Genomic DNA, 17315 nt, shown 5'->3' on the forward strand with positions numbered 1-17315 from the left:
CTGCCACCGGGCGCACGTGCTACCATGAAATCCCGGAGGCCGAGCGCCCCGGTTTTTCTTTTTTGGCCCCGCTTTCAACCGCGTTCGGGGGCCAGGCGCTTTCGGACAGTGGAGAATCCATGAAGTACATCTTTGTCACGGGCGGCGTGGTCAGTTCTCTGGGGAAAGGCGTGGCGAGCGCCAGCCTGGGCGCGCTGTTGCGGGCGCGCGGTTACCGAGTCACGGCGGTCAAGATCGACCCTTACATCAATATCGACGCGGGCACCATGCGGCCCTACGAGCACGGCGAGGTCTTCGTGACCGCTTCCGGCGCGGAAACCGATCTGGACATCGGCAATTACGAGCGTTTTCTGGATCTGGACATTCCGCCGGGCAGCAACATCACGACCGGGCAGGTGTACCAGGAGGTCATCCGCAAGGAGCGCGCCGGGGATTACCTGTCGCAGACCGTGCAAGTCATTCCGCACGTCACCGACGAGATCAAACGCCGGATCAAGGTGGCCGGCGAGAACGCGGGCGCGGAGATCGTGCTGATCGAGGTGGGCGGCACCGTGGGCGACATCGAGTCGCTGCCCTTCCTGGAGGCCATCCGGCAGTTCCGCTTCGACGAGGGCGACGAGAACGTGCTGTACCTGCACCTGACCCTCGTCCCCTACCTGGGCACCTCCAACGAGTTCAAGACCAAGCCAACGCAGCACTCGGTGGCCACCCTACGCTCGGTGGGCATCAGCCCGGACATCGTGATGGTCCGCAGCAAGGAAAAGTTGCCCCCTGAGATCACGCGCAAGATCGCCCTGTTCACCTCAGTCCGCGAGAATCGGGTCTTTTCCAGCTTCGATGTCTCGCACGTCTATGAGGTGCCCCTGACGCTGGAGGAACAGGGGCTGGGCAAGGCGGTGGAAGCTCTGCTGGGACTGGAACGGGTGCATCCCAATCTGGGCGTGTGGACCAACGCGGTGCGGACCATCAAGCAGCCCGCTCACGCGGTCACCATTGCGCTGGCCGGCAAGTACACCGCCATGCCCGACGCCTACCTGAGCCTGCTGGAGTCGCTGACCCACGCCGGGATTGCCAACGACGCCCGCGTGAACATCAAGTGGATCAACGCGGAGGAACTGGACAGTTCCAGCGGTGAGGAAGGGGGACTGGAAGCGCAACTGGGGGACGTGGACGGCATTCTGGTGCCCGGCGGCTTCGGCATCCGGGGCATTGAGGGCAAGATTCACGCCGCGCAGTACGCCCGCGAGGGCGGCGTGCCGTACCTGGGTATCTGCCTGGGCATGCAGATCGCCGTGATCGAGTACGCCCGCAACGTGGCGGGCCTCTCCGGGGCCAACAGCGCTGAATTTGACGAGTACGCCCCCCACCGTGTGATCGACCTGATGCCCGAGCAACTCGAAATCGCCGGGCTGGGCGGCACCATGCGTCTGGGCGACTGGCCGATGGATCTGGGAGCGGGAACGAAGATCGCTGAGCTGTACGGCGTCCCCGAAGGCGGCACCGTGCGCGAGCGTCACCGCCACCGCTTCGAGGTCAACCCTGGCTACGTGCAGCGCCTGCAGGATGCGGGCCTCACCATCAGCGGCGTCACGCCGGGGGTGGCGGGCCGGGGCGCGGGGCTGGTGGAAAGCATCGAGATTCCCGGTCATCCGTTCTTCGTGGCGCTGCAGGCCCATCCCGAATTCAAGAGCCGCCCGATGCGCCCCAGCCCGCCCTTCGCGGGGTTCGTCGCCGCGGCCCTGGCACACAAGGGCGTCAGGGTTGAACCAGCGTTGAATCTGACAGGCTCGGGCAGTTAAACCGAGGGTTCAGCCGATGCCTAGCGCCTCCAGCGCAGCGTCCACCTGAACCGCCAGCTCGGCCAGGGTCCCGCCGTTCTCGATCACGAAGTCTGCCTTCTCCCGTTTTTCGGCGGCGGGCGCCTGGCGGGCGTCCCTGGCCAGCACCTCCTCCCTTGAGAACCCACTGCGCTCCATCACGCGCGCCACACGCTGTTCCAGCGGGGCGTCCACCACCAGCACGGCGTCCATGCCCGCCTCCAGGCCACCCTCGAAGAGCAAGGGGATGTCCTGCACCACCCACTGCGCTCCCTCCGCGACAGCCTGAAGCTCCAGCACGGTCATGCGGGCACGCACGCGCGGGTGGACGATGGCGTTCAGCTCGGCCAGCTGGGCCGGATCAGCGAAGGCAACAGCGGACAGGGCGGGCCGGTCCAGCACACCATTCCGGACAGTGCCGGGAAAGGCCGTCTCAATGTGTGCCAGGGTCTCCGGTTCCTCGGTGGCCAGCCGGGCCTGGGCGTCGGCATCCAACACGGTCAGGCCGCGGGCGCGCAGCAGGGCTGCCACGGTGCTCTTGCCCGCCCCGATGCTGCCGGTCAGGCCCAGTCGACGGGGGAGTGCCGTGGAAGAGGCAGGGTGGGTCATGGCCGTGACTATACGGGGCGGGCGGCCCGTCAGCCCCGCGTCAAACTGGGGGCGGACACTGCGGTGAGATGCCCTCCAAGCCTACCCTGCTTTTTCTCCCGCCGCTCTCACTGGCACTTCACCCCCACGCGCCCAGCGCTCCCGTATCATGCCGCACGTGTCCCATGACGGTCAGGACGTGGTTTTGGATGGGTCAAGGGACCGGCGCAGTATGATCTGTGCAGGTCATCCCACCATTGCCAACCCACGGAGGTTTTTCGAGTGAATCGACGCATGAGCATTTCCGGCCTGCTGTTTCTGGCCGCCACACTTCTGGCCGCCACACCAGGCCGCGCGCTGGCCCAGGACCAGACGGCCCCGGCCCAGCCACCCGCGCCGGTTCAGACGCCGCCTGCCCAGCCCACGCCAGCGCAACCCGCACCTGCCCAACCTGCCCCCACCCAGCCTGCTCCTGCGCAGCCCGCGCCCGCCACGACACGCACCATCCCGGCAGCCAACTACGTGGCGCAGGGCGTGTTCAACTACGAGCAGGGCAAATACGACGAGGCCTACGTGGCTTTCCGCGCCGCCTCGGAACTGGACCCCAGGAATGTGGACGCGCTGCTGGGGCTAGGACGCTCACAGGTCAAATTGCGGCTGTTCGGCCCGGCGCTGGACACCCTGAAAAAGGCGCTGGAACTCGACCCCCGCAGCCTCAATGGGTACATCTACCTGTCGCAGGCATATGTGCAGCAGTACATCGGCTCGGGCGATCCGGCGTCCTTCGTGGGCAACCTGGCATCGGCCTTGAAGGTGCTGGACGACGCCGAGGCCATTGCTAGGGCGCAGACGGGCAAGCCGGGCGAGGTCAGTCTGAGCCGGATCTTCAATGACCGGGGCTACGTGTACAAGCTTCAGGGCGATCCGGGCAAGGCCATCGAGGCGTTCAAGCAGGCCAATACCCTGAATCCCGACAACAGCGTGCTGCTGTTCAACCTAGGCGACATGTATTACGCCACCGGAGACCTCAAGGCTGCGCTCGACTACCTGCAGCAGGCAGTGATCGCCGATCCGCGTGATCCCTACAACCGCGCGTACTACGCCAAGCTGCTGGCCCTGAACGGCGACGTAGGCGCGGCCAAGTCCGAGGCTGCCCAGGCCGCCCGGCTGGCCCCCACCAACGCCTACGCGGTGGGGCAGTACGGCGTGGTCAGTTACCTGGCCGGGGACCGCGCCACTGCCAAGTCCCAGCTGACCCAGGCCGTGAACCTGGACCCGCTGCGCAACCCCGAGTTCTACTACTACCTGGGCCGCCTGAGCCTGGACGTCGGTGACCTGAAAGGGGCGCGCGATTCGCTGACCCGCGCCGCCACGCTGGGCAGCCGGACCCCTGAATACCTGTACTACCTGGGCCTGAGTTACGAGCGCGGCGCGGGCGCAGTGGCCCCGGACCGCCTGAAGGCCCGCGACAATTACGAGCGTGCCCTGCAACTCAGCCCGTCTTACAAGGCCGCGCAGGACGGGCTGGCTCGCGTGCGCTAGAGAATCACCGTCTTGAAGGGGGCCACTGCCAGGTGCAGGTGGCCCCTCTTCTGGTTCGCCAGAGTGGAGATACCCTCCAGTGACAAAGCGCACCTTCATCCCAACCACTGTCACCCGCAGGCAAAGTCCGGTGGCCTAACCTGGGGTTCCCTGCATCCCCGCGCCCGAAAGCCCTTCCCAAGGAGTTCCCCATGCACACAACCCCATCCACATCCCGTCCACTGGGCGGCCTGCTGCTGACCTGCGCCCTGCTGACCGCCTGCGGTGGCGGCACCCCCGCTGTGGACCGGCCCGGTGGTCCTCAGGCTCCTGCCGAGGGTGCGTCTCCCAGCACTGCGGAAACCCAGATGCTCCAGGCCGTCAATGCAGCCCGCGCCACGGCGCGCAAATGCCAGGGCAAGGATTTTGCTGCGGCCCCGGCGCTGGTCTGGAACGGCCTGCTGGGCAACGCTGCCCGTGCCCATGCCCAGGACATGGCGACGCGCAATTATTTTGCACACGTCTCGCCAGAGGGCAGGACGCCACAGGACCGCGCTAAACAGGCTGGATACACTGGCTCGAGTACGGTGGGCGAGAACATCGCAGCGGGCTACAGCGAGACCCAGATCTCAGAGGTGATGGCGGACTGGCTGGCCAGCACGAAAGGCCACTGCGAGGTGCTGATGAATCCGGCCTTCAAGGAAGTGGGCTTCGGCTACGCCCCCAGCACGGGTGGCGATTACAACGCCTACTGGGTGCAGGACTTCGGCACGCGTTAGGAGACTGGGAGGTCCCCCGGCGGCTCAGCCCCGCGCCGCTCGCTGCTGCTTCACAAACGCCAGAAACTCGGTCTGACCCAGCGTGTTAATCACCTGATCGGGGCGCAGCCCGGCCTTGCGCGCCACCGCCACCCCGAAACGGGTATCGGACAGACCTCCGGGCACGTGGGCGTCGGTGTTGATGGCGAAGGTCAGCCGCTCGCGCCAGCGCAGGGCGTCGCGCCAGTCGAGGTCCAGTCGGGCGGCATTGGCGTTGATCTCCACCACGGTGCCATTGGCCTCGCAAGCGGCCAGCACGGCGTCCAGATCGAAGGCGTAGCCGGGACGACGCAGCAGCAGGCGGCCCGTGGGGTGGCCCAGCACCGTGATCAGCGGGTGCCAGACGGCACGAACCAGCCGTTCGGTCTGCCGCACCGCGTCCAGCGTGAACAGGCTGTGGACGCTGGCAACGACGTAGTCCAGCTGTGAAAGCTCCTCGTCCGGATAATCCAGCGCGCCGTCGTCGAGAATGTCCACCTCCACTCCCGCCAGCACGGGCAGGCCTTCCGCCTGCAATGCCCGGATCTCGGCGACATAGGCATGCAGGCGCTCGATGCTCAGGCCGTTGGCGTAATGGGCGGCGCGCGAGTGGTCCCCGGTGCCCAGATAGTGCCCGCCCTGGCCCTGCCCCACCGCCGCCCCCACCATCTCGCGCACCGTCGCCGCCCCGTCGGACCAGACCGAATGGGTGTGCAGCAGGCCGCGCAGGTCGCCCACCGTGACCAGTTCTTCCGGTGGCGGCAGCGTCTGCCAGATACCGTCATGTTCCGGCTCGCGGTACTCGGCGGGACGCAGCGGCAGGCCCAGGGCGTCGGTCACGTCCTGCTCGGTCGGTGTGGGAATCATGACCCCGTCCCTCATCAGGCCGCGCCCACTGAGATCGAAGCCCCTGGTCCTGGCCTCCGCGCGCAGTTCCTCGCGGTAACTCGTACTGCCGCCCATCATCAGATCAAGCGCGCCGCGTGCCTCGGCGGAGGCGTGGGCGATTTCCACGGGCACGCCGTCCACCCGGCCCGCCAGCATTGGCTTCTTATCCACCGGGGCGAGGGCTTCCACGATGCCTGACAGCCGCGCCGTCACCTGCTCCGCCGTGCCTGTGACCGTCACGCGGGCCACCCGCACGGTGTCCAGGCCGCGCCGCGCGTCGCCGGAAACACGCCCCTCCAGATCGGCCAGCCACCCTGCCAGCGCCTGTGAGATGTCCAGCCCGGTGCTGAGGCTCTGGCGCTCCTGAGAGGCCAGTGCGAAGTCCACGGCTTCCAGAATGGTGGCCGCGCTCTTCGCGCCGAAGCCCTTGGTCCCCGCCACCCCGCCGTCCTGCGCCCCCTCGCGCAGGCGTTCAAGCGAATCGAATCCGGCGTCCCACAGGGCGCGGATCTTCTTCGGCCCCAGCCCACGCACCCGGAACAGCCCCAGCACGCCGGGGGGAATCTGGCTGGCGGCGTCCTCTAGCGGACCGAAAGTGCCCGTCTGCAGGTAAGCTCCCAGCTCGGCCGCAATGTTCTTGCCCACCTTGGGAATGCCCGCAAAGCCGCTGGCCGCCAGTTCGGACACCTCGGCCTCCAGCCCCTCCAGACTGCGGGCGGCGCTGCGGTACGCCTGGGCACGGAAAGCTTCCTCACCCAGCAGGTCCAGCAGGTCGGCGGTGGAGTTCAGGGCGTAAACCAGGGACTTGCGGGTCAGGTCAGACACAAGGTCAGCTTAGAGCGTTTGTCCAGATGACCCCATCGGAAAAAAGACTTAGGCAGCCTTTATCCTCTCCCCCGCTTCTTCGTGAAGTCTCGAGAGGGCTGAGATTGTCAGCCACCGCGCCTTAGAGTTCCCTGCCGCTGCAGACAGTAGGGCTCAGCCGCTACAGGCACGCCACTGACAGATCTCAAAACGCAGAGCCGAAAATATATATAATAAATCACACAGTTCAGACGTACGGCGCCACCTGAGGCCCTCCGGCAGATCCGTTCAGGAGCGCTGCCTGCGGGCGGTCCAACCGTACTCCAGGGGCAGTGAGGGCGGCTTCTCAAATGCGTTCCACCGAATTCCGGGAGGGATCAAGTGAAAGATCTTTATACGTCGGCTCGGCAGCTTATGTTCTCAGCACTCACGCTTCCTCTCATTCTATCGGCCTGTGGAGGAGGTTCTACGCCGACTCAGCCCACTGCGCCCGCAGCAAGCAGCGCCACTGTGAACGGCGTGCGCATTATTGATGCCAGTACCTATCAACTGGGAGTGAGCGCGCTGGACGCCTCGAAGACGGTCGTTCGCACAGGCACGATCAGTACGCCCACACTCAGTGAGCTCAGCGCCGGGAGCGCCACCGTGCAGGTCTGTGGCCAGATTCAATCCCAGGACGTGCTGACCGCAGCCATCGCGCTCGACAGCACCGGTAGCATGGCCGACAATGACCCCAGCGCGCTGCGCAAGGGAGCGGCGCTGTCCTTCGTCGACAGAATGACAGTCAGCGATCAGGCCACCGTGCTGTCGTTCGACACTGCCACCACGCCGACCAATGGACTCGACGCTGCGCATGTCTGGCAGGACTTCACCAGTGACAAGACCCTCCTGAGAACGGCGGTAGCCCAGGCCACCTTCGATGGAGGAGGGACGCCGCTTTACGACGCCATCAACGATGCCAACACGCTGCTCACCGGCAAGACCGGGGCCAACAAGAGCATTCTGGTCCTGACCGATGGTGAGGACAATTCCAGTGGCACGCCGCTGAGCGACGTGATTGCCAGGGCCAAGCAGAGTGGCGTGAGGGTCTTCGCTATTGGCCTGGACGCGGAAGACTACCTGGACTTCACCGAACTGGAGAACATTGCCAGTCAGACGGGGGGCCTGTTTCAGAAGGCCAGTGACGCCGCACAGCTCACCGCGTACTTCGACAACGTGTTCAACGCAGTCAATGCCCAGGGCTGTTTGCAACTGAACTTCACTGTCAAACCTGCAACTGGCACCACTGTGACGGGCAAGATCAGCTTCACCATCGCGGCCAGCGGCAAGGCAGACGCTCAGCTCAATGTTCCCTTCAGCCTGACGGTTCGCTAGGCAGCCCACTTCACAGATCGGGCGGGGAAGGCGCTCACCATTTAGCCTTCCTGGCCCTGCCTGTTTGCACGAAGTCGGGAACACGCAGACCTTGCCCGCGGGTGGCGAAAATTCCTGAATTCCCCGGGGAGTCGGCCCTTCCTCCCGCTTTCATCCAAGCCGCACCCGGCCCGCATACGTCACGATTGTTCCGCCCATTTCCCCGAGCAGGGTGGCCGCCTCCGCGAACCGGTGCCCCACCTCCTCCGGTTTGTGGGCGTCGCTGCCCAGGACAAAAGGAATGCCGCGCCTCACCGCCTCTCCCACCAGGTCCGGCGCGGGATAGGCCTCGGCCACTGGCTTGCGCCAGCCCGCCGTGTTGAAGTCCAGCGCCAGTCCAGTCTCTGCAATCACGTCCAGCGCCTGCAACGCCGCCACGCCGCCGGGATCGCGGTGTCCGAACTTCTTGGGCAGGTCCAGGTGGCCGATGCTGTCGAACAGGCCGGACCGGGCCGCCCCCTCGATCAGCGTGTAATAGTCGCCGTAAAGGCCCCCCAGATCACGCGCTTCGTACTCGGCCACGTATTCGGGATTGTCGAAGCCCCACGCGCCCAGGTAATGGACGCTGCCGATCACATAGTCCCACTCGAAGGCGGCCAGCAGCTGTTCCACGAAGCGCTCGGTGCCAGGATGAAAGTCGGCTTCCAGCCCCAGCCGGACCTCCAGGCGTCCGGCGAATTCTGCCTGCACGGCGCGGACCGCGTCCACGTACTCCTGAAGCTGGTTCAGCCGCATGCGCCATGGCGCGTCGTACCACGTGGGCATCGGGGAGTGATCGGTGAAGCACAGACCTGCCAGGCCCGCGTTCAGGGCAGCCTGGGCATATTCGCGTGGGGCACCCGTCGCGTGGCCACACAGCGGGGTGTGCAGATGGGAATCGAAGAGGCGGGGGGGCATGGAAACAGGGTAGCGGAGCGGTTCATACTGGGGGCTGTGCGAACGGGTTCGGGAAGCCGCCCGCTGGAACTGCTGGCCCCGTTCCTGCTGCTTCACGCTGTGCTGCTGCTGGGCCTGCAACGCCAGCTCCCCTTGCAGCAACGCCTGGCCGACTACCCGGCGCAACTGCTGAGCATTCTCAGGCCGGAGGTGCTGGGCCAGACGCTGCCGCTGGCTCTGCTGAGCGGCACGTATCTGCTGGGCGGGCTGGCGCTGGCCTGGGGACTGGCGACGCTGCTCGGACGGGTGGCGCGGCCCGCGCTGTGGGTGCTGGAGGGGCTGCCCCCCTTTCTACTGCTGGTGGCCGGGGTGGGCGCGGGGCTGGCCGTGACCGTGCCGCGCGGCCTGAATTTTCCGCTCACGCCGTGGTCCCCGCTGATGCTGGCGCTGATCATGACCGCGCTGGCACTGCCAGCCGCCGCCCGCGCTGCCCTGCTGACCCGGCAGGCCACCGGGGAGGCGCTGGCCGCCGAGCACAGCCGCGTGGCGCGCGCGATGGGCTTGCCGGAGCGCGCCGTGCTGCGCCGCGCCACCCGCGTGGCTCTGCCCGAACGTGCGACGGGCCTGGCCGGAGACGTGCTGGGACTGGCGCTGTCCCTGGCGGTGATCGAGGGGCTGCTTCAGTTTCCTGGAGTGGGCAACGAGGTGTACGTGGCCTTGCAAGGCACCTTCGCGGGGGCGCAGGGCGGGACCGTGCGGGTCCAGACCCTTTCGGCCGCGCTGGCGGCCCTGCTGGCACTTTCGCTGGTCTACGGGTGGATTGGCCGCACGCTGGCCGCACGCCTTGACCCCCGCCCGCGCACTGGGGGATCGGACGGGCAGGCGGGAGCGTGAGATGGCTGCTACTGCCCCTGCTGTTGCTGGCGCTGCTGGCCCCACGCACCGAATGTCCGGTGAGACCGATCATCCAGGAACTGATGACCTCCGCCGCAAACACACCGGCCCTGCTCATTCCGCCGCTGCGGGCGGGCCATCCACTGGCCCCGCTGGGGACTGACCGGGCGGGCCGCGACGCCGTGTGTCTGTTACAGCGTGGGCTGGCGCGTTCGCTGCTGGTGTCGCTGAGCGTGCTGGCCGTGGGCGTGCTGCCGGGCCTGGCGTTGGGGCTGTGGCTGGCATGGCGGCCCCGGATCATGCTGCCGGGAGAGGTCATGGTGCTGCTGGCGCTGGTGTTGCTGCTGGGACGGGATGCCTTCCGGCTGGTGCTGGCGCTGGGCGTGGCGCTGCTGACAGCGCGGCTGGTGGCGGTGCGCGCCGGGGCGGTGCTGCGAGAGCCCTTCGTGGAGGGCGCACTGGCCCTGGGCGCCGCGCCGCGTCACCTCCTGACCCGGCACCTGTGGCCGCACCTGCGCCCAGCGCTCCCTGCCGTCCTGGCCACCGTCCTGAGCAGCGTGTTCGTATGGCTGATGGAACTGGGCGCGCTGGGCTTTCACGATCAGCCCGTGCTGAGCGTCGCCTTCACTGACGGCAATGACCGCAGCCAAGACGTCCTGGCGCTGCCGCTGAACGCCGATCTGGGGCAACTGATCAGCTTCTTCCGCTGGACATGGCTGGACACCCCCGAACAGCTGGTGTGGCCGGTCCTGCTGCTGATCGGCCTGTCGCTGGCCCTCAAGGATGTGGCCCGGCGGGCCGCGCCGCGCGCTTAAACCCGGGCCAGACCCGCCGCCCGAACACGTGCAGCAGCAGCCCCACGGCGATCAACGCCGCGCCCGCCACCTTCCCTGGCGGAAAGACCTCATGGTACAGGAGGGCGCTGGACAGCAGGCCGAAGACCGGGACCAGCAACGATAGCGGCGCGACGCGCGCGGCCCCGTGGCGCTGGATCAGCAGGGACCACACCCCGAAGCCCAGCACCGTGTTCGCCAGCCCCATGTACAGTACGGCGGCCCACAGCTCCCAGCCACCATGCAGCAGCGTGTGGACCACCGTGTCCCAGCCGCTGACCACCCCCGACAGCAGCGCCAGTGGAATGGGGGCGATCAGGCTGCTCCAGACCACCAGTGAAAAGACGTTTGCGCCGCCCGACGCCCGCACCAGCAGGTTGCTGACCGCCCAGCCCAGTGCAGCCAGCAGCGTCAGGCCCAGCCCCAGCAGGCTGACCTGTCCGCCCGACAGCAACCCGATGACCGCCATGCCCGCAAAGGCCAGCGCGATGCCCGTCCCCTGCCACGGCTGAATGCGCTCGCGCAGGAAAGCGGCAGCCAGCAGCGCCGTGAAAAAAGCCTGAATCTGCATCAGCAGCGAGGCCAGACCCGCATTCAGGCCCAGCGCAATCGCCAGGTATAGCAGCCCGAACTGCACTACGCCCACGGCCAGCCCGTAGCCCCACAGAATCCGGGCGGGCACGGCGGGCCGCTTGACGAAGAACACCGCCGGAATCGCCGCCACCGCAAAGCGCAGGGCCGCCACCATCAGCGGCGGAGCGTCGTTCACGGACCACTTGATGACCACGAAGTTCAGGCCCCAGATCACGGTGATCATCAGCGCCAGCAGCAGCCCACGCCTCCCGAGGGGCAAATCCGGGTTCACGGCGTTGGAAGGCGCGGCAACGGTCACTGAGACATCACGCTCCGGAGTGTAATCCTGGAGTGCGGGCCGGCGTCCCCCGATGCGGGATGCAGACGGCGCTGCTCTGGCCCCAGATCCCTTCTGTGGAGAAAGCCCGCGATACGCTGCCGAACCCGCCAGATGGCGTATTTTCCCTGTTCTGTCAGCGCCATACACTGGACGGCACATGACCACTCCTGCCCAGAGTGCCCTACCCGCGCCGGATGGCTGGCGCACCTTCGTGTGGTTGTGGAGTTCGCAGGCGCTGAGCGTGCTGGGTTCGGCGGTGGCGGGCTTCGCCTTCAACATCTACCTGACCACCACGCGCTTTCCGCTGGCTGAGCAAAAGCCCCAACTGGCGCTGGCCCTGTCGGCCACGGCGCTGGCCTGGGGGCTGGCGGCCACCCTGAGCGCGCCGCTGGCCGGAACATGGACGGACCGCCACGACCGCCGCCGGATCATGCTGGGCGCGGACCTGCTGGGCGCCCTCCTGACCTTCAGTGTGCTGGGCCTGCTGCTGCTGCCCGCCGCCCCGCTGTGGGCGCTGGTGCTGACTGCCGGCCTGATGGGCCTGGTGTCCACCTTCCACGGTTCGGCCTTCGACGCCAGTTACACCACGCTGGTGCCGCGCGAGCGCCTGCCGCGCGCCAACGGCATGATGCAGACCATCTGGAGCCTGGCCGGGCTGGTGGGGCCAGCGGTGGCCGCCCTCCTGATCGGCGTGCCCGCGTTGCTGAGAAAGACCGAGGCCCTGCCCACCTGGCTCTCGGGCCTGCGCGACGGTGTGCCCTTTGCCTACGCGGTAGATGGCCTGACCTTTGTGCTGGCGGCGGCAGTGCTCTCACGCCTGCATGTGCCATCCCCGCAGGAGGTGACGGACCGCAGCCAGCCGCGCTCGTTTAAGGAGGACATGACCTTCGGCTGGAAGTTCATCGGCAGCCGCAAACCGTTGCTCATGCTGCTACTGACCTTCGCCGTCGCCAACCTGTGCAGCAGCGGCCTGGGCGTGCTGGAGCCGTTGATCGTCAAGTTCGGGCTAGCCGCTGACTGGCAGGCGCGCGGCAGTTCCCTGACGGCGGCACTCGCCACCCTCACCGTCACCCAGAGCGTCGGCGGCGTGCTGGGCGGCGTGTTCATCAGCGTGTGGGGCGGCCTGAAAACGCAACGGGTGCTGGGCGTGCTGGTGCCCATGATCGTGTCCGGACTGGCACTGGCGGCCTTCGGCTTCAGCGCCACGGTGCTGGGGGCCTGCGCCGCGCTGCTCATCATGGGCCTGACCACTCCGGCCATGAACGCCCATTCGCAGAGCATCTGGCAGTCGCAGGTGCCGCCCGCCATGCAGGGCCGGGTCTTCAGCGTGCGCCGGCTGATCGCGCAATTTACTTCTCCCCTGAGCACGGCGCTGGCCGGACTGCTGGCCGCCCGTTATGCCAGCGGCAGCGTCGCTATTGCCGCTGGTCTGCTCCTGGCAGGCGTGGCGGCGGCACAACTGCTCAATCCGGTGATGCGGCGCGTGGAAGACGGCCCAAAAGTGGTGGCGGAGGCAGCGCAGGGCGGAGGCTGAAGACGCCGGGAGCTGTGGGCGCCCGCCAATCCCGCTCTTTGCCCGATTCACATTCCAGCAACCGCTACACTATGGAGCGTGCTGGCCGTTCGTCTGTTCGTCATGTTGGTGGGATTGCTGCTGGGCTGGTTGGGGGGGCAGGCGCTGGCCTCAGCACAGCCCACGGACCTGAGCCGGGTCAATACCCTCAGCCTGATGCTGGCGGGCAGTCTGATCGCGCTGCTGTTCGCGCCGCGCGCCGAACGTCTGCTGACTGGCAGCGTAACCCGCTTCTTGCGCTGGTACGCGGGCCTGTCGCCGCGCACGGTGGCCGCCGCCACCTTCGGCCTGATCGTGGCCCTGCTGCTGAGCGTGCTGTTAAGCAGCCTGCTCCAGAGCCTGCCCTTCTTCAACTGGTTCTGGAACCTGCTGATCACGGTGGTGCTGGCGGTCTTCTTCGTGAATTTTGCGGTGGGCCACGCCGAGGCTTTCGGGATGCTGGCCTTTCCGCAGGTGCGCCGCCGCAGCGGCAGCAAGCTGCTGGACAGCAACGTGATCATCGACGGACGCATCCTTGAACTGGTGCGGGCCGGGTTTCTGGAAGGCGAACTGGTGGTGCCGGGGTTCATCCTGCGCGAGTTGCAACTGCTTGCCGACAGTGGAGACGCGCAAAAGCGCATCCGGGGCAAACGCGGTCTGGGCCTATTGGAAGAGTTGCGCGAGCTGCGGCCCATCCGAATCGAGGACTGGGACGACGCGGCCCTGAAGACCGTGGACGACAAACTGATCCGGCTGGCCCGTGAGACCGGCGGCCAGATCGTGACCAACGACGGCAACCTGGGCAAGATCGCCCGCCTGCACGATGTCACGGTCCTGAGCGTCAACGCGGCGGCGGTGGCCCTCAAACCACAGGTGCAAGCGGGCGATCTGCTGGCCGTCACCATCACCAAAGGCGGCCAGCAGTCTGGCCAGGGCGTCGGCTATCTGGAAGACGGCACGATGGTGGTGGTGGAAGACGGTCTGAAACTGCGCGGCAAGCAGGCCCGCGTGCAGGTGGTCAACAACGTGCAGACCAACGTGGGCCGCATGATCTTCGCCAAGCTGGAGCGGGAAGGGGAAGTGGCGTAAAGTCTCATCCAGCAGACGGCCATCCAGCCAGGAGCGTTCAACGTGCCGGCGCGAATGGTTTTGCTCCTCTGGTTTTGCGGCCCTCGCACATCAAACTGGGCCCCCTGATCGCGGTCCCTTTCAGGGGGATTCCACGATCAGGGGGCCCAGGACGCACCTGCGCAGCTCAGAACGGTGTTTCTTCTTCCTCCACAGCCACCGGGGCGGCACGGGCCGCCACCGGTTGAGGACGGGACGGGGCGGGGCGGGCCGCTTGCTGGGGCGCAGGGGCCGCGCGGCCACCCGGCACAGCGTAACGGTCCTGCCGCTTGCCGCCCCGGAAGATCGCCAACGTTACGTACTCAAACTCACCGTCGGCCTTCTCACGAACGTGTTCGGGATCGGTGCCGCGCGCGCCCCGGCTGTACTTGACGGCGGCGGGCAGCTTCATCTTGCGGCTGTCCACGGCTTCCAGTTCCCGGCGGCGGTAGGCCAGCCCCCGGTGCATGACCATCTCCTCGCCCTCGGGGTTGGTCCACTTTCTGGCCCCGATCAGGGACCAGTCGAAATCCTGCTCATTGTCCAGAGGGAACTGGTAGCCCCCAGTTGGCACATTGCCGCTGGTCCAGCCCAGACGGCCATACTGACGCTGCACGTCCAGCAACTTGTCGGCGCTCTCCACATCCACGGTGACGTGCGCGCCCAGATCGGTGACGAATTCTATATGTAACACTTGGACCTCCTTACGTAAATAACATAACACAAGTTGACCCCATGCGTGTCAATGGTGGCTGAGGCTGGACGGGCTCCCCTCATTCTCGTGTCAGCACGTAGTACACCTGCTCGCCGTCGGCGGCCAGATCCGTCACGACATACCCGCGCCCCAGATATTCGCCCAGCACCTCGCGCAGCGCCAGTCGCCAGCCCAGGCGCAGAGGCTCGTTCATCAGTTCTGCCTTGCGGGGCACCTCGGCCAGCACCTGCGGGCTGTCCAGCCCTAACCTCGGCGCGTCCGGCTCCTCCCCCTCCGGCAGGGCGGCCAGGACCACCTCACCGTCGGGAGCGGGCGGCGGGTGAGCGGCGCGGGGCTGTGACAGGTCCCACTCGATCATCAACCGGTCTGCGGGAAAGGCGGTGGCTGGATCGTCGCCCAGCGCGTACCAGTCCGGGTGGTAGCTGATGGCCCGTGCGCCCAGCTTGCCCAGGTTCAGGCGCGCGTTGCGGGCGATCAATGGATCGAAGGTCCAGGTCATGCGCGTGATGCCCTGCGCCAGCACCCGCTCACGCTGGGCATACTTGAGGGCCACCGCCAGTCCGCTGCCGCGCCAGTCGGGATGAACCGCCAGCAGGTGCGAGTGGTGCCACAGCTGTCCGTCCCGGAGCGCCGGAAAGCCGAACGCCAGCCCAAAGGGAAGCGCCGGCGCGGCGGATGACCCCTCTGATGGCGCATCCGCCGGGTAGGCTCCCAATACCACACCGCCGCACACCGAGCTGATGCGGAACATGCTGCTGGGCAGCACCTCGCGGTCCGGGTAGCCCCAGGCGTCCACCTGTACGCCTTCCAGCCCACGCATGGCCCACGGGTCGGTCACGTCGCGGATCACGTAGGGCCGCAGCGGGAGCGAGGCGGGGGCCTCTCTCAAGGGCGGTGTTCCTCCGTCAGCTCGGCCACGCTCTCGATAAAGTCGCGGTTGAGGGTCACACCGATGCCCGGCCCCTGTGGCACCGGCATCAGACCGTCTACCGCCTCCAACGGCTCGTTGATGATGTCGGTCTCCCAGTAACGGCTGGCGCTGGAGGTGTCGCCCGGCAACGTGAAATTGGGCAGGGTGGACAGATGGATGTTGTGTGCCCGGCCCACACCCCCCTCGAGCATGCCGCCGCACCACACCGGAGCGCCGAAGGCCTGCGCCACGTCATGGACGCGCCGGGCTTCCGCCAGACCGCCCACGCGGGCCACTTTCAGGTTGATCACGCCGCCCGCGTGGGTCGCCAGCGCCTTGCGGGCGTCCGCCGCGCTGGCGATGCTCTCGTCCAGGCACAGCGGGGTCTGGAGACGGCTCTGGAGCGTGGCGTGGTCAATCAGGTCATCCCAGGCCAGCGGCTGCTCGATATAGGTCATGTGGTACTGGTCCAGGGCTTTGAGCCGCACCGAGTCGGCCAGCGTGTAGGCGCTGTTGGCGTCCACCGTCAGGCGAATATCGGGAAATGCCTCGCGGGTGGCACGCACCGGGACCTCATCCCAGCCGGGCTTGATCTTCAGTTTGATGCGGCGGTAGCCCTGTTCGACATGGCGGCGCACGGCGTCCACCGTGGCGGTCTCGTCCGGCTGAATGCCCAGGCTGACGCCCACCTCCACCTCGGTCTTGCGCCCGCCCAGCAGCGTGCCCAGCGGCACATTCAGCATTCGTGCCCACAGGTCCCAGGCGGCCATCTCCACCATGGCGCGGGCCATCCGATTGCCCCGGAAGGCCCCCAGGGCGTCGTTCAGTTCCTCCGGATTGGCAAAGGTCTTACCCAGGATGCGCGGTAGGAACACCCCGCGCAGCAGATCCATCGCTCCCGCCAGCGTTTCCTCACGGTACATGGGGGCCACTTCCATGGTGCCCTCGGAAACGCCCTGCAAGCCTTCGCCGTGGAGCACCAGCAGCGGCACGGTGCGGGCCGTCTGAACGCCGAAACTGGTCTCGAAGCGGAACTTCAGCGGCAGGCGAACGATCATGATCTCGGCGGCTTCTATTCGCAGCATGGCACACAGTATGGGGGCTGAGGTCTAGAATAGGCCCGAAAACAGGCAAAGGTGAGGCCAGCGAGGCGGGACGGTGAACCGGATTCGGGCGGTCTTTCAACGCGTCTGTCAGGGCACGCCAGAGCGGGTGCTCAGCCTCCGAGGGAGAAATATGGGCAAGGCAGACGTGAGCGCAGACCAGTCGGCGTCAGAACTCATCTCGGAGAAAATCGCGCAGCTCGGCGACTGGCGCGGCGCGACCCTGGGCAGAATGCGGCAGCTGATCCACGAAGCGGACCCGGGAGTGACCGAGACCTGGAAGTGGGGCGGCACGCCAGTCTGGGAGCATGACGGCGTCCTGTGTACCGGCGAAACGTACCGGAAAGCCGTCAAGCTGACCTTCGCGCAGGGCGCCTCCCTGGACGATCCGGACGGGCTGTTCAATGCCAGCCTGGAGGGCAAGACGCGCCGTGCCATTGACATCCACGAGGGCGAGCTACCGGACGAAGCCGCCTTCAGGGCGCTCATTCAGCAGGCGGTGAGGTTCAACGGCGCGAGAAAAGCAAAACGTACCTGAACATCCCGCCTACCGTCCCCACATCAGTCACAGCCGCCGGACGGTC

General features: G+C 67.0%; 16 protein-coding genes. 9 read left to right on the forward strand and 7 right to left on the reverse strand.

All coding sequences use genetic code 11. The features are described from left to right. The first annotated feature begins 119 nt into the window (after positions 1-119). A complete protein-coding gene (locus tag HNQ08_RS11715; RefSeq protein ID WP_184131959.1) occupies positions 120-1799 on the forward strand; it encodes a CTP synthase in 1680 nt (559 codons plus the stop codon). 9 nt (positions 1800-1808) lie between these two features. Here HNQ08_RS11715 and coaE read toward each other — a convergent pair whose 3' ends face one another. Next, positions 1809-2426: a dephospho-CoA kinase gene (gene coaE, locus HNQ08_RS11720; RefSeq protein ID WP_184131962.1), complete on the reverse strand. Its 618-nt coding sequence runs from the start codon at positions 2424-2426 to the stop codon at positions 1809-1811. A gap of 261 nt (positions 2427-2687) precedes the next feature. Between coaE and HNQ08_RS11725 the strand changes: the two genes are divergently transcribed. Next, positions 2688-3947 carry a tetratricopeptide repeat protein gene (locus HNQ08_RS11725; RefSeq protein ID WP_229789920.1) on the forward strand — a complete coding sequence of 420 codons (1260 nt, stop codon included), beginning with the start codon at positions 2688-2690 and terminating at the stop codon, positions 3945-3947. Between the two features lie 191 nt (positions 3948-4138). Further along, positions 4139-4705, forward strand: coding sequence for a CAP domain-containing protein (locus HNQ08_RS11730; protein ID WP_184131965.1), 567 nt, complete (start codon positions 4139-4141; stop codon positions 4703-4705). Positions 4706-4729: 24 nt separating this feature from the next. Here HNQ08_RS11730 and HNQ08_RS11735 read toward each other — a convergent pair whose 3' ends face one another. Then, entirely contained in the window at positions 4730-6436 is a 1707-nt protein-coding gene (locus HNQ08_RS11735; protein WP_184131967.1) for a DNA polymerase/3'-5' exonuclease PolX, read from the reverse strand. Between the two features lie 498 nt (positions 6437-6934). Between HNQ08_RS11735 and HNQ08_RS11740 the strand changes: the two genes are divergently transcribed. Continuing rightward, positions 6935-7789, forward strand: coding sequence for a VWA domain-containing protein (locus tag HNQ08_RS11740; protein WP_184131969.1), 855 nt, complete (start codon positions 6935-6937; stop codon positions 7787-7789). Positions 7790-7939: 150 nt separating this feature from the next. On the opposite strand, the gene HNQ08_RS11745 is transcribed toward HNQ08_RS11740, so the two are convergent. After that, positions 7940-8725: a histidinol-phosphatase HisJ family protein gene (locus HNQ08_RS11745; RefSeq protein ID WP_184131972.1), complete on the reverse strand. Its 786-nt coding sequence runs from the start codon at positions 8723-8725 to the stop codon at positions 7940-7942. Between the two features lie 36 nt (positions 8726-8761). Here HNQ08_RS11745 and HNQ08_RS11750 point away from each other — a divergent pair, with 36 nt between their 5' ends. Together HNQ08_RS11750 and HNQ08_RS11755 are read left to right on the forward strand one after the other, a co-directional pair. After that, positions 8762-9598, forward strand: a complete 837-nt coding sequence (locus tag HNQ08_RS11750; protein ID WP_221284141.1) for an ABC transporter permease subunit — start codon at positions 8762-8764, stop codon at positions 9596-9598. Next, a complete protein-coding gene (locus HNQ08_RS11755; RefSeq protein WP_184131978.1) occupies positions 9595-10413 on the forward strand; it encodes a hypothetical protein in 819 nt (272 codons plus the stop codon). Before HNQ08_RS11750 ends, HNQ08_RS11755 begins: the two co-directional genes overlap by 4 nt. Here the strand turns inward: HNQ08_RS11755 and HNQ08_RS11760 are convergent. Next, positions 10376-11284 (reverse strand): EamA family transporter, encoded by a 909-nt coding sequence (locus tag HNQ08_RS11760; protein WP_280527581.1) that lies wholly within the window; start codon positions 11282-11284, stop codon positions 10376-10378. The genes HNQ08_RS11755 and HNQ08_RS11760 overlap by 38 nt on opposite strands. A gap of 217 nt (positions 11285-11501) precedes the next feature. Between HNQ08_RS11760 and HNQ08_RS11765 the strand changes: the two genes are divergently transcribed. Next, positions 11502-12878, forward strand: a complete 1377-nt coding sequence (locus HNQ08_RS11765; protein ID WP_184131984.1) for an MFS transporter — start codon at positions 11502-11504, stop codon at positions 12876-12878. A gap of 78 nt (positions 12879-12956) precedes the next feature. After that, positions 12957-13985, forward strand: a complete 1029-nt coding sequence (locus HNQ08_RS11770) for a PIN/TRAM domain-containing protein (protein WP_184131988.1) — start codon at positions 12957-12959, stop codon at positions 13983-13985. Between the two features lie 166 nt (positions 13986-14151). On the opposite strand, the gene HNQ08_RS11775 is transcribed toward HNQ08_RS11770, so the two are convergent. The 3 genes from HNQ08_RS11775 to menC all read right to left on the reverse strand — a co-directional run bounded on the left by HNQ08_RS11775 (position 14152) and on the right by menC (position 16713). Then, positions 14152-14697 (reverse strand): single-stranded DNA-binding protein, encoded by a 546-nt coding sequence (locus HNQ08_RS11775; protein WP_184131991.1) that lies wholly within the window; start codon positions 14695-14697, stop codon positions 14152-14154. Between the two features lie 79 nt (positions 14698-14776). After that, complete coding sequence (locus HNQ08_RS11780) at positions 14777-15538, reverse strand: acyl-CoA acyltransferase (protein WP_184132467.1); 762 nt, start codon at positions 15536-15538, stop codon at positions 14777-14779. Positions 15539-15603: 65 nt separating this feature from the next. Further along, positions 15604-16713, reverse strand: coding sequence for an o-succinylbenzoate synthase (gene menC / locus HNQ08_RS11785; protein WP_184131994.1), 1110 nt, complete (start codon positions 16711-16713; stop codon positions 15604-15606). A gap of 73 nt (positions 16714-16786) precedes the next feature. Here menC and HNQ08_RS11790 point away from each other — a divergent pair, with 73 nt between their 5' ends. Then, complete coding sequence (locus HNQ08_RS11790; protein ID WP_229789914.1) at positions 16787-17269, forward strand: DUF1801 domain-containing protein; 483 nt, start codon at positions 16787-16789, stop codon at positions 17267-17269. The last annotated feature ends 46 nt before the right edge of the window (positions 17270-17315 follow it).

This window comes from Deinococcus humi, assembly GCF_014201875.1.
Classification (GTDB): Bacteria; Deinococcota; Deinococci; order Deinococcales; family Deinococcaceae; genus Deinococcus; species Deinococcus humi.